A 23,048-nucleotide genomic window follows, 5' to 3' on the forward strand; every position below is an offset into this window, starting at 1 on the left:
GCCGCCACCGGGCCGGTCAGGAGCGGGGCTTGTGGCCGAGCCGGCGACGGCGTCCGGCGCTGCGTTCGTCGTGCAGTTCCTTCAGCGACCGCATCATCGCGTCCTCCTGCTGCATCAGCGGGTCGTCGCGCAGGTCCTTCCAGACCGACACGCACAGCCCGACCATCACGAACAGGAACGGCACCGCGATGAGGATCGTGAGGTTCTGCAGGCCGGTCAGCGCCTCGTTCCCGCCGACCAGCAGCATGACCGCCGCGACGGCGCCCATCAGCACCCCCCAGAAGATCACCACGCTCTTCTTGGGGTGCACGCTGCCGCGCTGGGACAGCGTGCCCATCACCACCGAGGCGGCGTCCGCGCCGGAGACGAAGAAGATCGACACCAGCAGCATCACCAGGATCGCGATCGGCACGAACCACGGCAGGGTTTCCAGCAGCTCGAACGTCGCCGACTGCGCGCTGCCCGCGCTCGCGATGTCCGTGCCGGCACGCTGCCTGCTGATCGCCGCGCCGCCGAAGATCGCGAACCACAGCAGGCTCACGATGCTCGGGATGGCGATGACGCCGAAGATGAACTGGCGGATGGTGCGGCCGCGCGAGATGCGGGCGATGAACATGCCGACGAACGGCGTCCACGAGATCCACCACGCCCAGTAGAAGACCGTCCAGCCGCCGAGCCAGGTCTGCATCTGCTCGCCGCCGGTCATGCCGGTGCGGCCGGACATCTCGGCGAACTCGCGGAAGTAGTCCCCGATCGCGCCGGGCACGATGTTGAGGATCAGCACGGTCGGCCCGACCACCAGCACGAACACCGCGAGCACCGCGGCGAGTACCATGTTGATGTTGGACAGCCACTGGATGCCCTTGGCCACGCCGGACACGGCGGAGGCGATGAACGCGATGGTGAGGATCGCGATGATCGCCACCAGCAGGCCCTTGCCCGGGTCGTCGATCCAGCCGACGGCGCCCATGCCGCCGCCGACCTGCAGCGCGCCGAGGCCGAGCGAGGCGGCCGAACCGAACAGCGTGGCGAAGATCGCCATCACGTCGATCGCCTTGCCCAGCGGCCCTTCGGTGCGCCGGTTCCCGAGCAGCGGCGCGAACACCGAGCTGATCAGCTGGGTCCGGCCCTTGCGGAAGGTGCTGTAGGCGATGGCGAGGCCGACGACCGCGTAGATCGCCCACGGGTGCACGGTCCAGTGGAACAGCGTCGTCGCCATCGCGGTGTGGACGGCTTCGTCGGAGTTCGGCGCCGCGGTTCCCGGTGGCGGGCTGGCGAGGTGGGACACCGGTTCGTAGACACCGAAGAACATCAGCCCGATGCCCATCCCGGCGCTGAACATCATCGCGATCCACGACGACGTCCGGAACTCCGGCAGTTCCTTGTCCTGGCCCAGCGGGATCCGGCCGTACCGGCTGATGGCCAGGCACACCGCGAAGAGGACGAACCCGCTCGCGGTGAGCACGAAAGCCCAGCCGCCGTAAGGGATCACGGCGTCGTTCAGCACGGTCGAGGCGACGTCGGCGAGGCTCGCCGGGGCGAGGACACCCCAGCCGATGATGGCGAGCGCGAGCGCGGCCGCGACCCCGAACACGACGCGGTCGGTGGCGGCCGGCCGGTCGGCCGCGACATCGAGGGGCACGTGCTCGTCGGGCGGGTGCCCGGGACCGGTGGTGTCCGGTGCGTTGGCGACGTCCGTCGCGGCGGACGCCACCCCCTCTTCTTCCGCTTGCCTGCCGTCCTGCGAAGTCATGGTTCAACACGCGCCACCGGCGCGTGATCTCCTTCCGCCCGAGTTGAGCCGTTTGCCCTACCCGCGCACCCTAACCACAAACGGCAGCCGCGGCAGAAAATGCGGACATCCGGGTTTGAAGCGGCGGAGGCGGTGGTGACCTGCGAATACGCGCGACCGGGCGGGCACCGGCGGGGGAACGTGGCGAGCACAACACCGTGTTCAGAAGGCGGTGTAGCCGCCGTCGACCGGGAGAACCGCCCCGGTGATGTAGGACGACTCCGGGGACGCGAGGAAGAGGATCGCGTCGGCGATCTCTTCGGGGTCGGCGAGGCGGCGAAGGGGGATCTGGTCTTCGCGTTGGCGGCGGTAGGCCTCGGGGTCGGGCCTGCGCCGGAACGCCGCTTCGATGACCGGGGTGGCGGTGAGGCCCGGCGCGACGACGTTGACGCGGATGTTGCGCGGGGCCCATTCGATCGCCGCGCCCTTGGCGAGCATGACCAGGCCGCCCTTGGCGGCGGAGTACAGCACCTCTTCGGGTTTGCCGACGGTGCCGAGGCGGGAGCCGACGCAGACGAACGAGCCGCCCGCGGGCGGCATCAGCGGGGCGAAGTGCTTCATCACCAGGAACGCGCTGAGCAGGTTGCTGTGGAGGACGTTCTTCGCGTCGTCGTGGGTCATCTCGGTGAGCGGGCCGCTGACCTGCAGGCCGTGGTTGAGGACGACGACGTTCACGGTGCCGAAGGACTCGGCGGCCAGCCGGGCCAGCTCTTCGACGAAGGCCTCGTCGTTGAGGTCTCCGGGGACGTACCGGTCGCCGGGCTCGGCGGTGCCGAGCCGCTCCCGGCGGCCGGTGAGCAGGAGCCGGGCGCCCTCGCGGCGGAAGTGCGCGCAGGCCGCCGCTCCGATTCCGCTGCCGGCACCGGTCACGAGGGCGGTGACGTTCTCGAGTCGCATGTCGGGTCTTCCTTCGGAGCTGGGCCGGTCAGTTGAGGAATCCGCGGGCGTCGACCGGCCACCGCCGGAGTGCCGTACCCGTGCTGTCGGTGACGATCAGCTCCTCGAAGTTGATGACCACCGGGCAGACGTGGTTCGGCACCACCGGAACCACGGTGCCGACTCCCAGCCGGTCGGCGCCGGCGGGCAGCGCGAGGAACCCGTGGTATTCGTTGAGTTTGGCCAGCACGGCGTCCGTTCCGGCGACGGCGCCGTAGCCGAGTTCAGGGCTGCCTTCGCGGCCGAGGGCTTTGGTGCCCGTGTCGAGGATGACCTGGCCGGGGACCCGGTCGCTGACGACGGTGGCCGCGACGAACAGCGCGATCTGGTCGTCCGTGCAGGCGCCGAGCCTGCTGTTGTTCAAGTCGCCGAAGACGTACTCGCCGGGACGGATTTCGGTGATCACGCCGCCGGCGGAGAAGGCGACGGTGGGGGTGGAGCCGGCGCTGACCACTTCGGCGGTGATCCCCGCCGCGCGGAAACCGCGGACCGCGGTGGTGAGCGCGGCCTCCTGATCCTGGGCGGCGCACTCCCGGGCGGCCCGGCCGGAGCTGCCGTGACCCGGGTAGGTGAAGACACCCGCCGGCACGAGGCCGCGCTTGCGGGCGGCGCGCGCGAGGTCGCCCGCGAGCTCGGGAGGCGCTCCGGAGCGACGGGCGCCGCAGTCGACCTCGACCACGACCTGCAGCCGGTCGGGTTCGTCTCCCATCGCGTCGGCGAGGGCGTCGATCGCGGCGACGTTGTCGACGCCGATCCGCAGCCGGGTGGTCCCGGCGAGCCTGCGGATCCGCGGTCCCTTCGTGCCCGAGGGCCAGACGGGGTAGGCGAGGAAGATGTCGTCGAACCCGGCCGCGGCGAAGACCTCGGCCTCACCGACGTTGCCGGCGGTGAGGCCGACCGCCCCGGCTTCGACCTGGCGCCGGCCGATCTCCACGCACTTGTGCGTTTTGACGTGCGGCCGGACGTCGAGGTCGTGCCGGACGGCGAAGTCCTGCATGCGGTCGATGTTGTCCTGCATGACATCGGCCAGCACGATCGGTGCGGGAGTGTCGATCCGCGCCAGAAGACCGTCGAGTGCTCGGTGGAGCCGGTTCACGCTGCGCTCCTCGTGGTGCTCATACCGCGGTGCAGATCAGCTGGATCTCGACCGGACTGCGGCGCGGCAACCCGGCGACCCCGATCGCGGTGCGCGCGTGCCGCCCGTTCTCGCCCAGCACCTGGACGAAGAGCTCGCTGGCCGCGTCGGCGACCCGCGACTGCTCTCCGAGCTCCGGCGTGCTGGCCACGAAGACCAGCATCTGCACGATCCGGACCCGCTCCAGGTCGCCCACGGCGTCCGCGGCGACGGCGAGCGCGTTGAGCGCGGCCTGACGCGCGAGGCTCCGCGCTGCCGGCACGTCGACGTCCAGGCCGACGACGCCCTGGCCGAGGAGCTCACCGTCCCGATAGGGCAGCTGGCCCGAGATGTGGATGCCGGCGCCCACCGTCCGGTGGTTCACGTAGTTCGAGTCCCGGCCGGGACGGGGGAGTTCCAGGCCGAGGGCGCGGAGCCGCTCCGAAGCCGAACCGGCGCCGGTCACGGGTGCGGCAGGCCGAACAGCACGGGCAGGTCGGCGATGTCGGTGATCCGCTCGTAGCCGAGCCAGTGCTCGTCCTGCTCGAAGCCGCGGTCGACGTACACCTTGTGCTCGATGCCCATGACGGCCGCCGGGCGCAGGTCGTACTTCGGGCTCGCGGAGACGTGCACGATCTCGCCGGGGGTGACGCCGAGCTTGTCCAAAGTGTATTCGAACGCGGCGAGCCGTGGCTTGTAGACGCCCATCTGCTCGGCCGTGATCACGACCTCGAACGGGGCCTGGAGGTTCTCCACGAGACGGGACGCGTGGGCGTTGTCGGTGTTCGTCACGATCACCAGCGGAACCGCCTCCGCCAGGCGGGTCAGTGCTTCGGTGACACCGGGGTAGGGGCCCCAGCCCGGAATCTCGTCGTACACCGCACGGGCGTCGCTTTCCCGGTACTCCAGGCCGAACCGCCGCATGGTCCGTTCCATGGAGCAGGCGACGATCCGGTGGAACGGCTTCCACTCGCCCATGCACTCGTCGATCCGGTAGGCGTTGCCGGTCCGCAGGAAGGCGTCGGCGATCTCCGGCGGGAGGCGGTCGCCCAGCACCCGGCGGATCGCGTCGTTGATGCGGAACTGGATCAGCGTCCCGTTCATGTCGAACGTGACGAACTTCGGCTTGCTGTCGAAGGCCACGAGCTCTCCCGGTGATCAGAAGGGTGGGTCGGAGCGGCTGAGCCATGAGTGTCGGCGCTGAATCGTCAACTGTCAACAGTTAACCGAACTGTCCGCGGGGATCTGCTTGCCGGTCGTTCGGGTCGCTATGGTCGTGAGGTGCCGAGCAACCCCACACCGCGTGACTACAACAAGGCTTCGGTGCTCGAGGTGGTCCTTTCCCGGGCGCCGTTGACCCGCAACGAGGTCATCGAACTCACCGGCCTGAGCAAGGCCACGGTGTCGCGGGCGGTGGAAGAACTCCGTGCGGACGGGTTCGTCGCCGACGGTGGGGTCGACGCCGTCGCCGGCCGGGGCAGGCGGTCGACCTACCTGGACGTGCCCGACACGACCGGGCACGTGGCCGGGGTCAGTTTCGGCGTGCTGACCACCGGTGTCCTGGTCGCCGATCTGCGGGGCCGCGAGGTGCACCACGTGGTCGTCCCGACCCCGAACCACGAGGAGGTCGGCGACGCCGCCGAGTGGCTGGCCGGCCTGATCGGGGAGACCGCCGCGGCCGCGCGGGGGCCCCTGCGCCAGATCGTCGTCGCGGTGCCCGGCCGGGTCCGCGACGGCACGGAGATCTTCAGCCCGGCGCGGTCGATGAAGATCTTCACGGGCTCCGGCCTCCATCGCACCATCGCGGAGCTGGTCGACGCTCCGGTGCTGCTCGACAGTGACGCCAACGCGTCCTTGCTGGGCATCCTGGCCGAGGACACCGGCATCGGGAACGCCGCGCTCTTCAACGTCAGCAGTGTGCTGAACTTCGCCGCCTGCACCGGCCACGAACTCGTCCGCGGGCGCACGCCGGCTTTCGGCGGGATCGGTGTCCTCTGTGCCGGAGCCGGCCAGGAGACCCTCGACGGGCTGATGAGCGCACGAGGGCTCCTCAGGTTCGCCCGCGGCCGGGGACTCGATCTGACGCGCGTCGAGGAACTCTGGCGAGGGCGGCGGGACGACGAAGCGCGCGCCGAGGTGCTGGACGCGTTCACCACGGCGATCGTGACCGCCGTCGGCGCCGTCGCCGTGACGCTGGACCCGGAAACGGTCTACTTCGCGGGCCGGTTGTGCCCGCTCGTCGAGGAGGTTCTTCCCGAGGTGCGCAGCCGCCTCGACCGGATCCTCCCGGCGGCGCCCGAGGTCAAGACCGTGACGCAGGTCGTCGGTCTGTCCACGGCACGCGGAGCGGTGTTCGCCTGCCTGACGCTGGCCCAGGACCGGCTGCGGGACGCGGTGCTCGGGGCGCGCGGCCGGCGCGCGGAACAGTCCACGCCGGCCTTCTGACCGCCCCGCGACCCCAGCGCCCCAATGTGGCCTTCGGTGCGTTGAACGCACCCAAGGCGGCCTTCGGTGCGTTCAACGCAACCAAGGCCACATTGGGGTTGTTTCATCGTGGTTGTGGCTGGTGGGGGTGGGTTGACATGGTTTGGTAGTGGTTAGGCCGGGGTTGGGTGGGCGGTGTCGCGGATGTTTTGTTCGTGTTGGGTGAGCACGAGCAGAGCTCGCAGCAATGTGGTGGCGTGGCGGGTGTGGAGGCGGAGTTTGTCCAGGATTCGCCAGTGTTTGAGGGCGGCGAAGCCGCCTTCGACCGCGCAGCGCATCGCCGAGAACGCTGTGTTGGCCTGCTTCTGTGCTTTGGTCAGTGGCCGGCGGGCTTCGGCTTTGTAGGGGGTGAGCACGATCTGCTCGCATGGCCCGGCACAGACGTTGCAGGCGGATGTTTCGCGGACGTCTTTGTGCCAGCCGTGGAAGCCCTTGTCCCCGGCCGGGGTCAGGCCGTGGTCGTGCAGGTGCTGGCGGATGCGTAGCCGGCGGGCGGCGGTGATGTCGGCGGTCTTGCCCGGCAACGCCGCCGACACGTGGAGCAGCCGGCCGTGTTCGTCGGTCAGGGCGAGCACGACCAGGCCGTGGTGTTTGTGTTTGCCGTTGTAGTTGGCGCGGTTGGCGCGGCCGGTGCGGCGGCGGGTCCGGATCAGGGTGCCGTCCACCAGTACCACCGCCTCGCCTCGCGCGGCCAGGCGCCGCAGCACCCGGTTCAGGCGGGTGGCGCGGGCGGCGAGCAGGGTGATGGCTTCCAGCACCCACCGTCGCACCGTGGATGCGGAGACGCCCATGCCGGCTCCGAGGTGAGCCAGACGTGGGTCATGACGCAACACCGCCAGCACCACCAGTGCCTGGTCGGCGGGGCCGGCTTTGCGCCAGCGGGAACGCAGCTGACGGCGATGGGCCCGGATCAGCCCGGCCAGCATCTGCAGGGTCGGCTGCGACAGCGGAAGGACAACCTGGTAGGAAATGGGCTCGAAGCCCTCGGCGGGTTGTTGACTCACATCTCGATCTTGCCGAGGGCTTCACCTATTTCCACGTCACCACGCTGGTCCCGCCCACACTTCCGACCACACCAACCCAACCAACCCCGCCACACCACCCCCACCAGCCACAACCACGATGAAACAACCCCATTGGGGCGCTGGGGCCGCTCGGGTTGGCAGGTCATCCAGCCGGTTAAAAGTTTCAGGTTGGAACTGGAACGAAACGTGGTACGGTCGGTCCGTCAGCGCGCCACGCCGACCGAGCGAGACTGAAGGTGACCGCCGATGACTTCGACGTTGGGCCGGGCAATCGCCGGCTACCCCAACCGGTTCGACCCGGGGGTGCTGAGCGAGCTCCCGGAAGCCCTCCGGGAGACCATCCGCCGCCGCGGCGAGGTGCTCGGTCCCGGCTACACGCTCATCTACCGGGAGCCGGTCGAGTTCGTCTCCGGACACGGGGCGCACCTGATCGACCGCGACGGCCACGACTACCTGGACGCGTACAACAACGTTCCCTGCGTCGGCCACGCCCACCCGCACGTGGCCGAAGCGGTCTCCCGCCAGGTGGCGACGGTCAACACCAACACGCGCTACGTCGAGGAGTCCCTGGTCGCCTACGCCGAGCGGTTGCTCGCGACCTTCCCCGACGGACTGAGCAGGCTGAGTCTCGCCTGCAGTGGTTCGGAAGCCAACGATCTCGCGGTGCGGGTGGCGAAGTTCCACACCGGCGGTGCGGGAATCATCGTGACCCGGTGGGCCTACCACGGCATCACCAGCGAGGTCGCGAGCTTCTCGCCCTCGCTGGGCGTGGGTTCGCCGCTGGGGCCGAACGTCCGCCTCATCGATCCGCCCGACCCGCGGCTCGCCCCGCCCGGGGTTGCGCTCGCGGAGCACATGCGTGGTCAGGTCCGCGGCGCGATCGACGACCTCGAGCGCCACGGGTTCCGGCTCGCGGCCCTGATCACCGACGGCGCGTACTCCAGTGACGGGATCTTCACCGATCCGGCCGGCTACCTGAAGGACGTGGTCGAAGAGGTCCACGCGGCCGGTGGTGTCTACATCGCGGACGAGGTGCAGGCGGGGTTCGCCCGGCTCGGGGAGACGATGTGGGGCTTCAGCCGCCACGGCGTGCTGCCGGACATCGTCACCATGGGCAAGCCGATGGGCAACGGGATGCCGATCTCCGGCGTCGTGTTCCGCCCCGGGGTCTCGGACGAATTCGGGCGGAACGTCCGCTACTTCAACACCTTCGGCGGCAGCTCGATCCCGGTGGCCGCCGGGGCCGCGGTGCTGGACGTCTTCGAGGAGGAGAACGTCCGGCAGCGTGTCCTCGAAAACGGCACGGCGCTCCGGAAGGGGCTCGAAGAGATCACGAAGGACTCCGCGCACGTCGCCGAGGTCCGGGGGAGCGGCCTGTACGTCGGTGTGGAGATCGTCGAAGACCGGCAGGCGAGCGAGCCCGATCGCGCGCGTGCCGAGGACGTCATCAACGACCTGCGCGATCGCCGGGTCCTCATCAGTGGCACGGGCCAGGCCGCCAACGTCCTGAAGATCCGTCCTCCGCTGGCGTTCACCGCCGCGGACGTGACCCGGTTCCTGGAGACCTTCGCCGAGGTCGCGAAGGTCCGGCTGTAGCGGCCGGCCCGGAGGAATGATCGTGGCCACGTCACCGGATGCGAGCTTCGCTCGGCGGCTCTTCGAGGAGAGCGGCCTGGCATCGTCGCACGAGCCCGTGGACGAGGCGCTCGTGAGCGCCCTCGTCGCGAAGCACTACCACGTCGGGGGAGACCTCGAGCGGCTGGCGACGGAGAAGGACGACACGTTCCGGCTCAGGACCGGCTCGGGGGACTACCTCGTGAAGGTGTCCCCGCCGGACGAGCCGGAGTCCGTTGTCGCGCTCCAGACCGCCGCGATGCGCTTTCTCGAGGACGTTGCCGGGGAGCTGCCGGTCCAACGGGTGAAGCTGACGGTGGCCGGGGACGACAACGTGGTTCTCGTGGCGCGCGACGGCAGGACCCGCGTTCTCCGGGTGCTCGGCTTCGTGGACGGCGAAGTCCTGGCGCGGACGAACGCGGAACCGGATCAGCTCGCCCGTGCGGGTGAGGTGCTGGGCCGGGTCGACCTCGCGCTCGCGGCGTTCAGCCACCCCGCGGACCGGCGCGCGCTGGTGTGGGACATCCGCCACTTCCACCGGCTGGCCGGACTCGCCGAGCACACGCCGGACCCCGGGCACGCCCGGCTGGCCGGGGAGGTCTTCCGCCTCTTCGACGCCGCTGTCGTCCCGCACCTGGACCACCTCGAAACGCAGGTGATCCACGGGGACTTCAGTCCCCACAACGTCGTCGTCGACCCGGCGCGCGAGGACTTCGTGGTGGGCGTGATCGACTTCGGCGACACGGTGCGCAGTGCCGTGGTCTTCGACCCCGCGGTACCGATGGCGAACCTGCTCGGCCGGACACCCCACGACCCCTGGCGGGAGGCACGCGCCTTCGCCGCCGGCTACACCCGCGTGCGCCCGCTCGGGGACCGGGAACTCCCGGTCCTCCCGGTGGCCGCCCTCGCCCGGCTCACCCTGCGCGCCCTGATCACCGACTGGCGCGCGCAGCGGGCACCACGTCGGCGTGCCTACGCGCTCCGCCACGCCAAGGACGACTGGACCAACGTGGAGCGCGCACTCGCGGCTGGCCGGGAGTGACCCGGCGACCGCTAAGTGTCAACTGTTGACAGTTGACGATAATCGTCGACAATCAACTCAGCTTCCGACTCGCCCTTTCGAACGGAGATCGCCCATGAACGTCGCCGGCCACGTTCCCAAGCAGCTCTTCATCGCCGGTGCCTGGCAGGACGCGGAGGCGGGGCGCACGCTGTCCGTCGACGACCCGGCGACCGGGAAGGAGCTCGCCCGGGTCGCCGACGCCTCGCCCGCCGACGCCGAGCGGGCGGCCGACGCCGCGGCCGCCGCCCAGCCCGGCTGGGCCGCGACCCCACCCCGCGTACGAGGCGAGATCCTGCGGCGTGCCTACGAGATCATCGTCGCCCGCACCGAAGAGCTCGCCCTGCTGATGACGCTGGAAATGGGCAAGCCGCTGGAGCAGGCCCGCGGGGAAGTCGCCTACGCCGCCGAGTTCTTCCGCTGGTTCTCGGAAGAGGCGGTGCGGATCGACGGCGGGTTTTCCACGGCCCCGGACGGCGGAAACCGCATCCTCGTCCTGCGCCAGCCGGTGGGTCCCTGCCTGCTGATCACGCCGTGGAACTTCCCGCTGGCCATGGGCACCCGCAAGATCGGCCCGGCGGTGGCGGCGGGCTGCACCATGGTGCTCAAGCCGGCGCCGCAGACCCCGCTGTCCACGTTGGCCCTCGCCGCGATCCTGGCCGAGGCCGGGCTGCCCGGCGGTGTCCTCAACGTCGTCCCGACCTCGGACGCGGCCGGCGTCGTCGAGCCGCTGCTGCGCGGCGGGCAGATCCGCAAGCTCTCCTTCACCGGCTCCACCCAGGTCGGCCGGATCCTGCTCGCCCAGTGCGCCGGCACGGTGGTCCGCACGTCGATGGAACTGGGCGGCAACGCCGCGGTCCTGGTCTTCGACGACGCCGACCTCGACGTCGCGGTGGAAGGCACGATGCTCGCGAAGATGCGCAACATGGGGGAGGCGTGCACCGCCGCCAACCGCATCTTCGTCCACCGCTCGGTCGCCGGGGAGTTCGCGTCACGGGTGGCCGCCCGGATGGCCGCGCTCACCGTCGGGCCGGGCACCGAGCCCGGCGTGGACGTCGGGCCGCTGATCGACGACGCGGGCCGGCGCAAGGTCGACAGCCTCGTGCGCGACGCCGTGGCGCACGGCGCCGAGGTGCTCACCGGCGGCGAACTGCCGGCCGGGCCGGGCTGTTTCTACCCGCCGACCGTGCTGACGGGTGTTTCCGGCGACGCCGCCCTGATGCAGACGGAGATCTTCGGCCCGGTCGCCGCGATCACGGAGTTCGACACCGAAGAGGAAGCCCTCGCCGCCGCCAACGACACCGAGTGGGGCCTGGTCGGCTACGTGTTCACCCGGTCGCTGGACCGGGCGCTGCGGGTCAGCGAGCGCTTGGAGACCGGCATGGTCGGTCTCAACACCGGCCTGGTGTCCAACCCGGCGGCGCCCTTCGGTGGCGTCAAGCAGTCCGGCCTCGGCCGGGAAGGCGGCCGCACCGGGATCGACGGGTTCCTCGAGGAAAAGTACGTCGCCATCCCCTTCTGACCCCGCACGGCCCGGCGTCCGGCCGGGCCACGAAAGGAAGATCGCCATGATCGAGTTCGAGCCGAAGTACATCACGTTCGACATGCACGGCACGTTGATCCGGTGGCACATCGTGGACATGACCCGCAAGCTGCTGGCCGGCGTCGTCCCGGCGGAGCGGATGGACGAGTTCGTCGACAGCTTCCGCGGGCAGCGCCTCGACGAGGTCCTGGGCCCGTGGAAGCCCTTCCCCGACGTCATCCACGACTCGCTGCGCAAGACCCTGGAGCGGTTCAAGCTGCCGTACCGGAAGGCCGACAGCCAGGCGATCGTGGACGCGCTCCCGACGTGGGGGCCCTACCCCGAGGTGCCCGAGGCGCTGCGGACGCTGGCCTCCCGCTACCCGCTGGTCATCCTGAGCAACGCGGCCGACAACCAGGTGATGAGCAACGTCGAGAAGCTCGGCGCCCCGTTCCACGCGGTCTACACGGCCGAGCAGGCCCAGGCCTACAAGCCCCGCTACCAGGCGTTCGAGTACATGCTGGGCCAGCTCGGCTGCGGGCCGCAGGAGATCCTGCACGTCTCCGCCAGCCCGCGCTACGACCTGATGGCCGCGAACGACCTGGGCATCACGCACAAGGTTCACGTCAACCGCGGGTTCGAGCCCAGCACCCCGGGTTACGGCTACTACGAGGTCAACCTGCTCTCCCAGGTGCCCCCGTTGCTCGGCCTCTGACCGGCCGATCGGCAACGCGCGTCCGGCCGGAGGCGGCTACGGCCGGACGCGCGCGGTGTTTTCCGTGAGCGTCTGCAGGTAGTGGAGGTCGAGGGCGCGGGCGAACGCCGTCTCGTCCCGGGCCGCGAGCGCGTCGACGATGGCCTGGTGCTCCTGCAGGAGCGAGTCTTCGGAGGGGTACCAGCGTTCGAGCCGGTTGATCGACAGCGACGACTCGGCGATCAGCGTGGAGTACGCGCGCTGGATCCGCGAGTTGCCGGACGCGGCCACCAGGGTGCTGTGGAAGCGCAGGTCGAGTTCGACGACTTCGCGCCACCTGCCGGATCGCTCGGCCGGGCCGATCTCGTCGACGATCGCCTGCAGTTCCCGCACGGTTCGTTCGAGGACGCCGTCGTCGGCGGCCAGCACCTTCGTCCCGCAGCGGGCTTCCAGCGTCTGGCGGGCCTCGTAGATCTCGGCGATGTCCTCGGACGTGATGTCGGTGACGAAGACGCCGCGGTTGGGGATGCGGACCAGGAGCCCTTCCTGGACCAGCCGCTGCAGTGCCTCGCGCACCGGACCGCGTGACACGCCCAGCTGCTTGGCGATCTCCGACTCGGACAGGGCCTGGGCGGGCTGCAGGGCGCCGCCGAGGATGTTGTTCCTGATCTGGGCGGCGATCGTGCCCGACACCGACTGGTAGTCGATGGCCTGCAGGTTCAGGTTGTTCATCCGGTTCCCCCTGGGTGAGACCCACTGTGTTGTGAGACCGCTGTGGTCGTTCGTTCACTGAAGACTGTTGACGATACACGAGCGGTCACACAACGTTCACAGCAAACTGTTGACAGTTTACAGTGACCCGGCTTACTGTCGCCTCCTGCCGGACACCTCCGCTTCACCTGGAAAGGGCCACCGTGACCGCCTCAGGTTTGATCGACCCAGCCTTCCGGCCGAAGTACGTCTCGTTCGACTGCTACGGCACGCTCATCGACTTCCAGATCACCCCGGTCACCCGGGAACTGGTCGGCGACCTGCTGACCCCCGCGCAGTTCGACCGGTTCGTGGTCGATTTCCGGGCGCTGCGGTACGACCAGGTCTGCGGCGAGTACTACGCGTACAAGCAGGTCCTGCACGACTCCTTCGCCCGCACGTGCAAGAAGTGGGGCCTCGCGGTCGCCGAAGACGCCGGGCAGCGCTTCTCGGACGCGGTGCTGTCGTGGGGGCCGCACGCCGACGTCCCCGGCCCGCTGAAGAAGCTGGGGGAGCACTACCCGCTGGTGATCCTGTCCAACGCCGACACCAGCTACCTGGACGTCAGCGTCCCGAAGCTCGGGGCCGGGTTCCACGCCGTGTACACCGCCGAGCAGGCCGGCTTCTACAAGCCCCGCTACGCCGCGTTCGAGTACATGGTGGACCAGCTGAACGCGCGGCCGGAGGAGTTCCTGCACGTCTCCTCGCACACCCGGTACGACCTGATGCCCGCCTACGACCTCGGCTTCACGAACACCGTGCTGCTCGACCGCGGCTACGACCCGCCGGCCCCGGTGTACGGCTACACGAAGGTCGATTCGCTCGAAGAACTCAACGACCTGCTGGGGCTCTGAGCGCCATGAAACTGACTTCCTACTGGCAGGACACCGCCGTGCCCGGCGGCGACCACCGGCGCACGCCGATTCCCGAGCGGGTCGACGTCGCGGTCGTCGGCGGCGGCCTCACCGGGACCTCGGCGGCCGTGGAGCTGCGCAAGCTCGGCGCGTCGGTCGCGGTGCTGGAGCAGCACACCATCGGCTGGGGTGCGTCGGGCCGCAACGGCGGCATGGCCACCACCGGACTGGCGATCGGCTTCGGCGCCGCCGTCAAACGGTACGGCGCCGACCGCGCGGTCTCGATGTTCCGCACCTACAACGACGCGATCGACAGCATCGAGAAGCTGGTCGCCGAGCACGGGATCGACTGCCACTTCGAGCGGTCGGGCAAGCTCACCCTCGCCTACCGCCCGGCGCACTTCCAGGCGATGCTGAAGACCCGGAAGGCCCTCGCGGACCTCGCCGGCCACGAGGTCGTCACCGTGCCCAAGGCGGAGCTCCACCGGGAACTCGGCTCCGACTTCTACCACGGCGCCACCGTCGACCCGCTCGCCGCGGGCCTGCACGTCGGCAAGTTCGTGCACGGCCTCGCGAAGACCGCGGACGGGCTCGGCGCGACGATCTGCGAGAACGCCGAAGTGACCGCGCTGGACCGCGACCCGGGCGGCGGGCACGTCCTCCAGACGACCCGCGGCCGCCTGCACGCGGACCAGGTCCTGATCGCGACCAGCGGGTACACCGGGAAGGTGACGCCGTGGCTGCGGCGGCGGGTGATCCCGGTCGGCAGTTTCATCATCGTCACCGAGCCGCTCGGCCAGGACGTCGTGGACCGGATCCTGCCGAACCGGCGGCAGGCGTCGGACAGCAAGAACCTCATCTACTACTTCCGGATCACCCCCGACAACCGGCTGCTCTTCGGCGGCCGCGCCCGGTTCGCCATGTCGAGCCCCGACTCCGACGTCCGGAGCGGGCAGATCCTCGTCAAGGCGATGACCGAGGTGTTCCCCTACCTCGCGGGCACCCGCGTCGACTACACCTGGGGTGGCCTGGTCGACCTGTCGATGGACCAGCTCGTGCACGCGGGCGAACGCGACGGCGTGCACTACTCGGTCGGCTACAGCGGGCACGGCGTGCAGATGGCCACGTACATGGGCCAGAAGATGGCCCGCTTCATGTCCGGTGACGCCGAAGCCAACATCTGGGGCGACGCCCGGTTCCCGCCCGTGCCGGGGCACTTCGGCCGCCCCTGGTTCCTGCCGCTGATCGGCGGCGGGGCCCGGGTGCTGGACGCGATCTCATGACCGCCACGGCCGCGGTGACCGCGTCGTTCGGCTTGCCGGGCGGGGCGCTGATCGCGGGCGGGTGGCAGACGACCGGGCTCACCTCGCCGGTGTCCGACCCGCACGACGGCGCGCCCGTCGGCTGGGTCGCGCGCAACGACGCGGCCGACGTCGACGCCGCCGTCCGCGCCGCGGCCCGCGCGGTTGCCGAACCGTGGCCGCTGTGGCAGCGGCGGGAGGCCCTGGACGAGGCCGCCCGGCTCGTGCGGGACGAGGCCGCCTGGCTGGCCGGGATCATCCACACCGAAGGCAGCAAGACCATCGTCGAGGCCGAACAGGAAGTGCGGCGCTGCGCCGAAACCCTGCGCCTGTCGGCGGCGGCGACCGGAGTCCTGCGCGGCGAGGTGCTCGAGTTCGCCGACAGCGACCGGGGCGCGGGCAAGCGCGGCTGGTTCGTCCGCGAACCCCTCGGCGTCGTCGCGGCGATCACCCCGTTCAACGACCCGCTCAACCTCGTCGCCCACAAGCTCGGCCCGGCGTTGCTGGCCGGCAACGCGGTCGTGGTGAAACCCGCGGAAGCCACCCCGCACTCGGCGCTGGCCCTGGTGGCCGTCCTCCTGCGGGCCGGGGTGCCGGCGACCCGGATCGCGGTCGTGTGCGGAGACGGGGAAACCGGGCACGCGCTCGTCACCCATCCAGGGGGTCGCCGCGGTTTCGTTCACCGGCGGCGCGGCCGCGGCCGCGCGGATCGCCGCCGCGGCCGGGCCGAAGAAGCTCCTGATGGAGCTGGGCGGCAACAACCCGGTGATCGTGTGCGGCACCGCCGGCCTCGACGCCGCCGCCGACGCGATCGTGCGGGGCGCGTTCGGCTGCGCGGGGCAGAACTGCCTTTCCGTGCAACGGGTTTACGCCGAAGAATCGATCCACGATGGACTGCTGGCGCGGATCACGGCCGGCGCCCGCGCGCTGAAGGTCGGCCCCAAGACCGACCGGACGACCGACGTCGGCCCGATGATCAGCGAAGCCGAAGCCGCCCGGGTCGAAGCGTGGGTCGGCGCGGCACTCGCCGGGGGCGCGCGGGCGCACACCGGCGCCCGGCGCGACGGCGCGTACTACCACCCGACCGTCCTCACCGACGTGCCGCCGGACGCCGACGTCCTGGTGCGCGAGGTGTTCGGGCCGGTGGTGACCGTCGTGCCGGTCGAGTCCGCCGCGGCCGCGGTCGCGGCGGCGAACAGCGCACAGGCGATGCAGGCCGGTGTCTTCACCGGGGTGCTCGACGAAGCACTGTCCACAGCGGACCGGCTGCACGCCGGTGCCGTGGTCGTCAACGGCACGAGCGACGTACGGATCGATTCGATGCCGTTCGGGGGTTCAAGGGTTCGGGGATCGGGCGCGAAGGCGTCCGGTTCGCGGTGGCGGCGATGAGCGAGCCCAAGAGCACGATCATCATCGCCTCGCAGGATCAGTCCACAGTGAATCGCACACAGTAGACAACAGGAACCCGGGCATGTTCTGCTCGTCCGGCGGCGCTACCGCCGCCCGGGCAGCCCCCGTCGAAGGAGAATCGAATGCGGGTCAAGGCGGCTATGAGCGCGGTGGTCCTCACCGCGACTGTGAGTCTCGCAGCGTGCAGTCTCACCGCGTGCAGCACCGGGGGGACCGCACCGGCGGGCGGCGGCGGGGGTGCGACCGCCGAGCACACCGACGACATCTCGGCCGGCGTGCAGCCGGACCCGGCGGCGGTCGCCCTGCTGCCCGCCGACGTGAAGGCCAAGGGCACCCTGGTGGCCGCGGAGGACCTGACGAGCCCGCCGACCACGTTCATGGCTTCGGACAACAAGACCCCGATCGGGTTCAACCCGGACATCGCCCGGCTCATCGCGGCCAAGCTCGGCCTGAAGCTCGACATCAAGAACGTCAAGTTCGACGTCATCATCCCCGGGCTCCAGGGCAACCGCTACGACCTCACGGTGTCGACGATGGGCACTTCGGCCGAGCGGCTGAAGGTGCTCGACATGATCGACTACTTCACGAACGGCTCGACGGTCGCCACGGCCCACGGCAACCCGAAGCACCTCGCCATGGACTCGCTGTGCGGCGCCACCCTCGGCGTGCAGTCCGGCAGCACCCAGGAGCTCAAGTGGCTGCCGAAGCTGAACCAGGAGAACTGCGTGGGCAAGGGGAAGGACCCGATCAAGGCCGTCTCCCTGCCGAGTGTCAGCGACGCGCTGACGCAGGTGGCTTCCCGGCGCATCGACGGCGTCTTCTACGACGCCACTTCGCTCAACTGGGCCAAGACCAAGCAACCAGGAGCCTTCGACGTCCTGGAGCCGGTGCTCAACCCGCTGCCGGTGGCCGTCGCGCTCAACCTGAACTCGCCCCTGACCCCCGCGGTGCAGGCCGCGCTGCAGTCGGTCATCGACAGCCCGAAGTACCAGGAAGCCCTGTCGCGCTGGGGTTTCACCGGCCTGGGCGTCACCAAGGCCGCGCGCTCGAAGCCCCAGCCCAAGTGATGCGCCCAGGACGAGGAGCAGGAGGAGACCGGTGAGCGGACTCCAGCCGGAGCAGAAGAAACGGATCAGGCCCCGGCGCACCCGGGACCACCTCGCCTGGGTGGTGGCGGTCGCGATCGTCGCCGGCCTGGCCTACGCGCTGATCAGCAACCAGAACTTCCGCTGGGACGTGGTGTTCGAGTACTTCACCGCCTCCTCGATCCTCGACGGCGTCGGCATCACCCTGATGCTGACCGCGGTCAGCATGGTGCTCGGGACGGTGCTCGGGCTCGTCCTCGCCGTGATGCGGATGTCGCCGCAGACGCCGATCTCGGGCATCGCCCGGCTGTACATCACGTTCTTCCGGGGTACCCCGGTGCTGGTCCAGCTGGTGTTCTGGTTCAACGTGGCCGCGCTGTACCCGGACCTGTCCATCGGCATTCCCTTCACGAACGTGTCCCAGGCGCTGGACATGAACGCGCTGATCACGCCGCTCACCGCGGCGATCGTCGGGCTTTCGCTCAACCAGGCCGCCTACATGGCCGAAATCATCCGCGGCGGCTTCGCCTCGGTGCCCCGCGGCCAGTTCGAGGCCGCCGAGTCGCTCGGCATGGGTGGGTTCACCAAGCTGCGCCGGGTGATCATCCCGCAGACCATGCCGGCGATCATCCCGGCGACCGGCAACCAGGTGATCGGGATGCTCAAGGAAACCTCACTGGTCAGCGTGCTCGGCGTCGCGGACCTCCTGCAGAGCGCGCAGTCGATCTACGCGCGGACGTACGAGACGATCCCGCTGCTCATCGTGGCGAGCCTGTGGTACCTGATCATGACGCTCACCCTCAGCGTGCCGCAGTCGATGATCGAACGCCGGTTCTCGCGTTCCTCGCGGCCGGTCGTCAAGGTGAAGGAGTCGCTGCTGTGAGCGCCGACGGGACGATCGTGGCACGGAAGCTGTGCAAGAGCTTCGGGCACCACCGGGTGCTGAAGGACATCGACCTGACCGTGGCGGCCGGGGAGATCTCCTGCATCATCGGGCCCAGCGGATCGGGAAAATCGACGCTGCTGCGCTGCATCAACGGGTTGGAGCAGGTCGACCGGGGCGTGCTCCGCGTCAACGGCGAGGACTTCGGCTACGTCGAACACGCGAACGCCTACCACGCGGTCACCCCGCAGCGCCTCGCCGAGCAGCGGACCCGGATCGGCATGGTGTTCCAGCAGTTCAACCTCTTCCCGAACATGACGGCCGAGAACAACGTCATGTCCGGGCCGGTACTGGTCAAGAAGGTCCCGCGGAAGGCCGCCAAGGCGCAGGCCGCCGAACTGCTGGCGAGGGTGGGGCTGGCGGACTGCGGGCAGAAGTACCCGGCCCAGCTCTCCGGTGGCCAGCAGCAGCGCGTCGCCATCGCCCGCGCGCTGGCGATGGACCCCACCATCATGCTGTTCGACGAACCGACGAGCGCGCTCGACCCCGAGCGCGTCGGCGAGGTGCTCGCCGTCATGCGCGACCTCGCCGACCTCGGGATGACGATGCTCGTCGTCACCCACGAGATGGGGTTCGCCCGCGAAGTGGCCAAGGACATCCTGTTCATGGACGAAGGTGTCGCCGTGGAACGGGGTGACGCCCGTGAGGTGCTGGCCAACCCGGCCGAGCGGCGGACGCAGGAATTCCTCGAAAGGGTGCTGTGATGGACGGCAAGCTGGCGGTCGTCGGCGTGGGCAGCGTCGGCAGCATGGCCCTGTGGCAGGCCGCGCGCCGGCCCGGGACCCGGGACGGCGAGGTCGTCGGGTTCGAGGCGCGGACCACGGGACACACCCGCAGCGCCGTCGGCGGCGACACGAGACTGTTCCGGATGACCTACCGCGGCGGGACCGGCTATGCCCCGCTGCTGGAACGGGCCAGCCTGCTGTGGCCCGAACTCGAAGCCGATTCGGGGCACGAGATCCTGACCCGGTGCGGCGGTCTGTCGATCGGCGCACGAGACGGGGAGTACCTGCCGGAGCTGCTCGCCACGGCGACGGCGAACGGCACCCCGTTCGAGTTCCTCGACCACGACGAGCTCGCGGCCCGCTACCCGCAGCACCGGCTGCGGCCGGACGACTGCGCGCTGTTCGACCCGCGAGCGGGCTTCCTGCGCACCGACCGCGCGGTGACCGCGGCGACGCAGGCCGCCCGTGAGGCCGGCGCCGAGGTACTGGAAGGCACCGGCATCGACGAGATCCACGAGGAAGCGGACTCGGTCGTCCTCCGGTCCGGGACGCGCACCTGGCGGTTCGAGCGGGTGATCGTGACCGCCGGCGGCTGGTCGGCGCACCTGCTCCCGCCGCCGATCGCGGCCGCCGTCCACCCGCGCCGGAACTACCTCACGTGGTTCGTGGCCCGGTGCCCCGAAGAATTCGCGCCGGAGCGGTTCCCGGTGTTCGTCCGGATCGCCGTCGACCGTTCCCTCTACGGCGCGCCGAGCACCGACGGCGTGACCGTGAAGGCGACCCTCGACGGGCGCTCCACGCCCGCCGAGCACGCCGACCGGATCAGGCGTGAGCTCACCGAGGAGGAGATCGCCGAGACCCACGAAACGGTGGCCGAGTTCCTCCCCGGCCTGATCCCGAGCATCGTGCGCGCCGACGCGTTCCCGGACCTCTTCACGGCGGATCACGCCCCGCTGCTGGGCAGCCTGCCGGGGCGGCCGCGCACGGTCTTCGCCACCGGGTTTTCCGGCCTGGGCTTCAAGATCGCCCCGGCGTCCGCCGAAGCCGCGGTCGCGATGGCGTTCGGCGAGCCCGCGACCGCGGTGAACGGGCTCCTGCCCACCCGCTTCGTGCCCGCTTAGGGCCGGCCGCCGAGCACCCGGCGCACCTCGTCCGCGCCCAGCACGACGGGGGAGCGCAGCGAGCCGACCTCGCCGATCTCGATCTCGACGACGTCTCCCGGCCGCAGCCCTTGATCGAGTCCCGGCACGACGGACGTGCCCGTCGAGAGGACGGCGCCGTCGGGGAAGTCGTTGTCCCGCCACAGGTACTCGACCAGCCCGGCCGGCTCGCGGTTCAGCTGGGCGGTGCCGGCTTCGCCGGCGAACAGCTCGTGACCGTCGCGCAGGATGCGCATGCGGAGGTCGAGCGACCGCGGGTCCGGCACCTCCCACGCCGGTCGCACCCGCGCCGACACCGCGCACGAACCGGTGTAGATCTTGGCCTGCGGGAGGTACAACGGGTTTTCGCCTTCGATGCTGCGGGAGCTGACGTCGTCGACCACCACGTACCCGGCGATCTCGCCGGTAGCGGTCAGCAGCAGGCCGAGTTCCGGCTCCGGCACGTTGTTGGCGGAATCGGTGCGGACGGCGATCGGCTCGCCGTCGGTGACCACGCGCCACGCGGCCGACTTGAAGAACAGCTCGGGCCGCTCCGCGCGGTACACCCGCGCGTAGACGTCCTCGTCGGCGCTCTCCTCGCGGCGGGCCTCCTCGGACCGCAGGTAGGTCACCCCGGCGGCCCACACCTCCATGCGGCCGTCCAGCGGCGGCAGCAGGCGCACCCCGGCCGTGGACACCGGCTCCCCGGCGGCCTCGGCGAGCTCGCGGATCTCCGCCACGGAGTGGCGCAGCAGGTCGCTCATCGACGCCACCGCGAGCGGCCGCAGCTGCTCACCGGTGAGCAGGCCGACCCGGACATCGCCGGTCCCGTCGGCGAATCGCACCAGGTGGCTCAAGCCGGACCTCCTCGTTCAGTGATCCCGAACCGCGTTCGGTACCGAACCTACGGAGTGTGGAGCGTGACGGTCAACGAGTGCCGGGCAACCGGTAGCCGCGGCGGTGCGGCGATGTGGGGTAGGAACGGGTCATGGTGACGCTGGATCGGCTGGTGAACGTCCTCGGGGGTTACGGAGTACGGCTGTGCTGCTGCCCGGTCTCGCGGGGCGCCTCGTTGCGCGATGTGGTGATGGACGACCCGGGGGAGTCCCGCGAGCCACGCGGTGACGTGTTCCTCGCGATCGGCGCGGAATCCGTCGTCGCGGCGGTGGAACGCGCGGCCGCTGCCCGGGCGTCCGTCGTCTTGGCGCGCGGAGTCCCGCCGTTGGAACCGGAGGCGATCGCGGCCGCGGAAGCCGGCGGGGTGGCGGTGCTCGCCGTCGAACCGGAGGTGCCGTGGGGCGCGATCGCCGGTGTCGTCTACGGGCTGGTGCTCGAGGGGCGCGAGACCGAGTCGGGCCGCGGGCCGACGGATCTGTTCGCGCTGGCCGACAGCCTGGCGGACGCACTGGGCAGCACGGTGACCATCGAGGACCAGCTCTCCCGGGTCCTGGCCTATTCCAGCCTGCAGCACGGCGCCGACCAGGTCCGGCTGGAGACGATCCTGGGCAGGCGGGTGCCGGAGCGGGCTCGCGAGCTGTTCGAACGGCGGGGCGTGTTCGCCCATCTCGCCGGGTCCGACGAGCCGTTGTTCGTCGAGGCCGCGCCGGAGGACGGGCTGGGCGGCCGCATGGTGGTCGCGGTCCGCGCCGGCCGGGAGTCGCTGGGCTCGATCTGGGTCGAGTGCGAGCGTCCCCTGGACGACGCCCGGCGAGCCGTGTTGCGGAACAGTTCGCGCACGGTCGGGTTGCACCTCCTGCGCTCGCGGGCGAGCGCGGATCTCGAGCGGCAGGTCGAGTCGGATCTGGTGATCCGGCTGCTGGAAGGCACTCCGGACGCGGCTTCGGTGCTCAGCAGGCTGGGGTTGCCGCCCGGGCGGTTCCGGGTGGTCGCCCTGCAGGCCCACATCGCCGAGGAGCGGCACGCCGCACTCCTGCTGGCGTTCGAGCGCGCCACCACCGGATTCGGCTGGTCGCGCCCCGGACGCAGCACGTTGTTCAGCAACACCGTCTACACCGTCCTTCCCGGAGAGGACGTCACCGCGGCCCGGAAATGGGTCGACACCATGCGGGCCGCCTTACCCGGTCAGGTGACGGTCATCGCGGGGATCGGCGCGGCCGCGACCTTCGCCGAGCTACCGGCCAGCCGGCAGGAAGCCGACGAGTGCGTCGCCCTCCACGATTCGCACCCGGCCGCCGGTGCGGCGATCGCCTACGACGAGTCCTGGGACGACATCCTGGTGCAGCGGTTGCGGGCGGCCGCGGCGGCCGGGCGGGCCCCGGCCCGGGGGCCGATCTCCGACCTCGCCCGCCACGACTCGGAGAACGGCACCGGCTACCTCGGCACCCTGCGTGCGTGGCTGGAGACCCAGGGCGATCTCGCGCAGGCGGCCGACCGGCTGGGCGTGCACCCGAACACGGTCCGCTACCGGCTGCGGAAAATGGCCGAGATCACCACGCTGCAGCTCGACGTGCCCGCGAAGCGGCTCGCGATGATCATCGAGCTCGTCGTCGCCGACCCGCCGCGTTGACCGGAACCGACAAGCACACCGTCCGAGATTGTCGAGTTTGGACAACCACCGCGGTCCCGATCCGGGTCATCCT

The 23,048-nt window shown here is 70.5% G+C and carries 21 protein-coding genes and 1 pseudogene; 14 read left to right on the plus strand and 8 right to left on the minus strand.

Features of this window, described 5'->3' with window-relative positions:
• Positions 1–16 precede the first annotated feature (16 nt).
• The 5 genes from ACLJQE_RS24165 to ACLJQE_RS24185 all read right to left on the minus strand — a co-directional run bounded on the left by ACLJQE_RS24165 (position 17) and on the right by ACLJQE_RS24185 (position 4,985).
• Positions 17–1,753 carry a BCCT family transporter gene (locus tag ACLJQE_RS24165; RefSeq protein ID WP_410641607.1) on the minus strand — a complete coding sequence of 579 codons (1,737 nt, stop codon included), beginning with the start codon at positions 1,751–1,753 and terminating at the stop codon, positions 17–19.
• A 201-nt stretch (positions 1,754–1,954) separates the two neighbouring features.
• A complete protein-coding gene (locus tag ACLJQE_RS24170; RefSeq protein ID WP_410641608.1) occupies positions 1,955–2,689 on the minus strand; it encodes an SDR family NAD(P)-dependent oxidoreductase in 735 nt (244 codons plus the stop codon).
• Positions 2,690–2,717: 28 nt separating this feature from the next.
• On the minus strand, positions 2,718–3,824 hold the full coding sequence (locus tag ACLJQE_RS24175; RefSeq protein ID WP_410641609.1) for an alanine racemase: 1,107 nt from the start codon (positions 3,822–3,824) through the stop codon (positions 2,718–2,720).
• 19 nt (positions 3,825–3,843) lie between these two features.
• Entirely contained in the window at positions 3,844–4,308 is a 465-nt protein-coding gene (locus ACLJQE_RS24180) for a RidA family protein (protein WP_410641610.1), read from the minus strand.
• The gene (locus ACLJQE_RS24185) at positions 4,305–4,985 is read right to left on the minus strand and encodes a haloacid dehalogenase type II (RefSeq protein WP_410641611.1); all 681 of its coding nucleotides are present in this window, start codon (positions 4,983–4,985) and stop codon (positions 4,305–4,307) included. The genes ACLJQE_RS24180 and ACLJQE_RS24185 overlap by 4 nt, the downstream gene beginning before the upstream one ends.
• Before the next feature lie 138 nt (positions 4,986–5,123).
• Here ACLJQE_RS24185 and ACLJQE_RS24190 point away from each other — a divergent pair, with 138 nt between their 5' ends.
• Entirely contained in the window at positions 5,124–6,287 is a 1,164-nt protein-coding gene (locus ACLJQE_RS24190; RefSeq protein WP_410641612.1) for an ROK family protein, read from the plus strand.
• 152 nt (positions 6,288–6,439) lie between these two features.
• Here ACLJQE_RS24190 and ACLJQE_RS24195 read toward each other — a convergent pair whose 3' ends face one another.
• Positions 6,440–7,330 (minus strand): transposase family protein, encoded by an 891-nt coding sequence (locus tag ACLJQE_RS24195; protein WP_410641613.1) that lies wholly within the window; start codon positions 7,328–7,330, stop codon positions 6,440–6,442.
• Between the two features lie 267 nt (positions 7,331–7,597).
• Between ACLJQE_RS24195 and ACLJQE_RS24200 the strand changes: the two genes are divergently transcribed.
• The 4 genes from ACLJQE_RS24200 to ACLJQE_RS24215 all read left to right on the plus strand — a co-directional run bounded on the left by ACLJQE_RS24200 (position 7,598) and on the right by ACLJQE_RS24215 (position 12,262).
• Positions 7,598–8,947 (plus strand): aspartate aminotransferase family protein, encoded by a 1,350-nt coding sequence (locus ACLJQE_RS24200; protein WP_410641614.1) that lies wholly within the window; start codon positions 7,598–7,600, stop codon positions 8,945–8,947.
• A 16-nt stretch (positions 8,948–8,963) separates the two neighbouring features.
• Positions 8,964–10,007, plus strand: a complete 1,044-nt coding sequence (locus ACLJQE_RS24205) for a phosphotransferase (protein WP_410641615.1) — start codon at positions 8,964–8,966, stop codon at positions 10,005–10,007.
• A gap of 94 nt (positions 10,008–10,101) precedes the next feature.
• Complete coding sequence (locus tag ACLJQE_RS24210; protein ID WP_410641616.1) at positions 10,102–11,547, plus strand: NAD-dependent succinate-semialdehyde dehydrogenase; 1,446 nt, start codon at positions 10,102–10,104, stop codon at positions 11,545–11,547.
• Positions 11,548–11,593: 46 nt separating this feature from the next.
• Positions 11,594–12,262: a haloacid dehalogenase type II gene (locus tag ACLJQE_RS24215; protein WP_410641617.1), complete on the plus strand. Its 669-nt coding sequence runs from the start codon at positions 11,594–11,596 to the stop codon at positions 12,260–12,262.
• A 36-nt stretch (positions 12,263–12,298) separates the two neighbouring features.
• Here the strand turns inward: ACLJQE_RS24215 and ACLJQE_RS24220 are convergent, their stop codons facing one another.
• Positions 12,299–12,973 (minus strand): GntR family transcriptional regulator, encoded by a 675-nt coding sequence (locus ACLJQE_RS24220; protein ID WP_410641618.1) that lies wholly within the window; start codon positions 12,971–12,973, stop codon positions 12,299–12,301.
• 197 nt (positions 12,974–13,170) lie between these two features.
• Here ACLJQE_RS24220 and ACLJQE_RS24225 point away from each other — a divergent pair, with 197 nt between their 5' ends.
• From ACLJQE_RS24225 to ACLJQE_RS24260, 8 genes and pseudogenes are all read left to right on the plus strand, one after another.
• On the plus strand, positions 13,171–13,845 hold the full coding sequence (locus ACLJQE_RS24225; RefSeq protein ID WP_410641619.1) for a haloacid dehalogenase type II: 675 nt from the start codon (positions 13,171–13,173) through the stop codon (positions 13,843–13,845).
• Between the two features lie 5 nt (positions 13,846–13,850).
• Positions 13,851–15,128, plus strand: a complete 1,278-nt coding sequence (locus tag ACLJQE_RS24230) for an NAD(P)/FAD-dependent oxidoreductase (protein WP_410641620.1) — start codon at positions 13,851–13,853, stop codon at positions 15,126–15,128.
• Positions 15,125–15,793, plus strand: a pseudogene (locus ACLJQE_RS24235) (aldehyde dehydrogenase family protein); the annotation flags it as partial. The gene ACLJQE_RS24230 and the pseudogene ACLJQE_RS24235, both read left to right, overlap by 4 nt.
• A gap of 61 nt (positions 15,794–15,854) precedes the next feature.
• A complete protein-coding gene (locus ACLJQE_RS24240; RefSeq protein WP_410641767.1) occupies positions 15,855–16,535 on the plus strand; it encodes an aldehyde dehydrogenase family protein in 681 nt (226 codons plus the stop codon).
• A 143-nt stretch (positions 16,536–16,678) separates the two neighbouring features.
• Entirely contained in the window at positions 16,679–17,623 is a 945-nt protein-coding gene (locus tag ACLJQE_RS24245) for an ABC transporter substrate-binding protein (RefSeq protein ID WP_410641621.1), read from the plus strand.
• Between the two features lie 31 nt (positions 17,624–17,654).
• Complete coding sequence (locus tag ACLJQE_RS24250; RefSeq protein WP_410641622.1) at positions 17,655–18,524, plus strand: amino acid ABC transporter permease; 870 nt, start codon at positions 17,655–17,657, stop codon at positions 18,522–18,524.
• Positions 18,521–19,288 (plus strand): amino acid ABC transporter ATP-binding protein, encoded by a 768-nt coding sequence (locus ACLJQE_RS24255; RefSeq protein WP_410641623.1) that lies wholly within the window; start codon positions 18,521–18,523, stop codon positions 19,286–19,288. Before ACLJQE_RS24250 ends, ACLJQE_RS24255 begins: the two co-directional genes overlap by 4 nt.
• Positions 19,288–20,430, plus strand: coding sequence for an FAD-dependent oxidoreductase (locus ACLJQE_RS24260; RefSeq protein WP_410641624.1), 1,143 nt, complete (start codon positions 19,288–19,290; stop codon positions 20,428–20,430). Before ACLJQE_RS24255 ends, ACLJQE_RS24260 begins: the two co-directional genes overlap by 1 nt.
• On the opposite strand, the gene ACLJQE_RS24265 is transcribed toward ACLJQE_RS24260, so the two are convergent.
• Positions 20,427–21,305, minus strand: a complete 879-nt coding sequence (locus ACLJQE_RS24265; protein WP_410641625.1) for a fumarylacetoacetate hydrolase family protein — start codon at positions 21,303–21,305, stop codon at positions 20,427–20,429. The two genes, ACLJQE_RS24260 and ACLJQE_RS24265, sit on opposite strands and share 4 nt — an antisense overlap.
• A 131-nt stretch (positions 21,306–21,436) precedes the next feature.
• Between ACLJQE_RS24265 and ACLJQE_RS24270 the strand changes: the two genes are divergently transcribed.
• Complete coding sequence (locus ACLJQE_RS24270) at positions 21,437–22,975, plus strand: PucR family transcriptional regulator (protein ID WP_410641626.1); 1,539 nt, start codon at positions 21,437–21,439, stop codon at positions 22,973–22,975.
• The last annotated feature ends 73 nt before the right edge of the window (positions 22,976–23,048 follow it).

Origin of the sequence: Amycolatopsis sp. lyj-346, from assembly GCF_046548975.1 — a bacterium.
Lineage (GTDB): Bacteria > Actinomycetota > Actinomycetes > Mycobacteriales > Pseudonocardiaceae > Amycolatopsis.

Coding starts and splice junctions, on each gene's coding strand:
- ACLJQE_RS24170 (WP_410641608.1), bottom strand. CDS start 2,689: ATGCGACTCGAGAACGTCACCGCCCTCGTGACCGGTGCCGGCAGCGGA.
- ACLJQE_RS24230 (WP_410641620.1), top strand. CDS start 13,851: ATGAAACTGACTTCCTACTGGCAGGACACCGCCGTGCCCGGCGGCGAC.
- ACLJQE_RS24215 (WP_410641617.1), top strand. CDS start 11,594: ATGATCGAGTTCGAGCCGAAGTACATCACGTTCGACATGCACGGCACG.
- ACLJQE_RS24270 (WP_410641626.1), top strand. CDS start 21,437: ATGGTGACGCTGGATCGGCTGGTGAACGTCCTCGGGGGTTACGGAGTA.
- ACLJQE_RS24220 (WP_410641618.1), bottom strand. CDS start 12,973: ATGAACAACCTGAACCTGCAGGCCATCGACTACCAGTCGGTGTCGGGC.
- ACLJQE_RS24200 (WP_410641614.1), top strand. CDS start 7,598: ATGACTTCGACGTTGGGCCGGGCAATCGCCGGCTACCCCAACCGGTTC.
- ACLJQE_RS24260 (WP_410641624.1), top strand. CDS start 19,288: ATGGACGGCAAGCTGGCGGTCGTCGGCGTGGGCAGCGTCGGCAGCATG.
- ACLJQE_RS24245 (WP_410641621.1), top strand. CDS start 16,679: ATGCGGGTCAAGGCGGCTATGAGCGCGGTGGTCCTCACCGCGACTGTG.
- ACLJQE_RS24205 (WP_410641615.1), top strand. CDS start 8,964: ATGATCGTGGCCACGTCACCGGATGCGAGCTTCGCTCGGCGGCTCTTC.
- ACLJQE_RS24210 (WP_410641616.1), top strand. CDS start 10,102: ATGAACGTCGCCGGCCACGTTCCCAAGCAGCTCTTCATCGCCGGTGCC.
- ACLJQE_RS24165 (WP_410641607.1), bottom strand. CDS start 1,753: ATGACTTCGCAGGACGGCAGGCAAGCGGAAGAAGAGGGGGTGGCGTCC.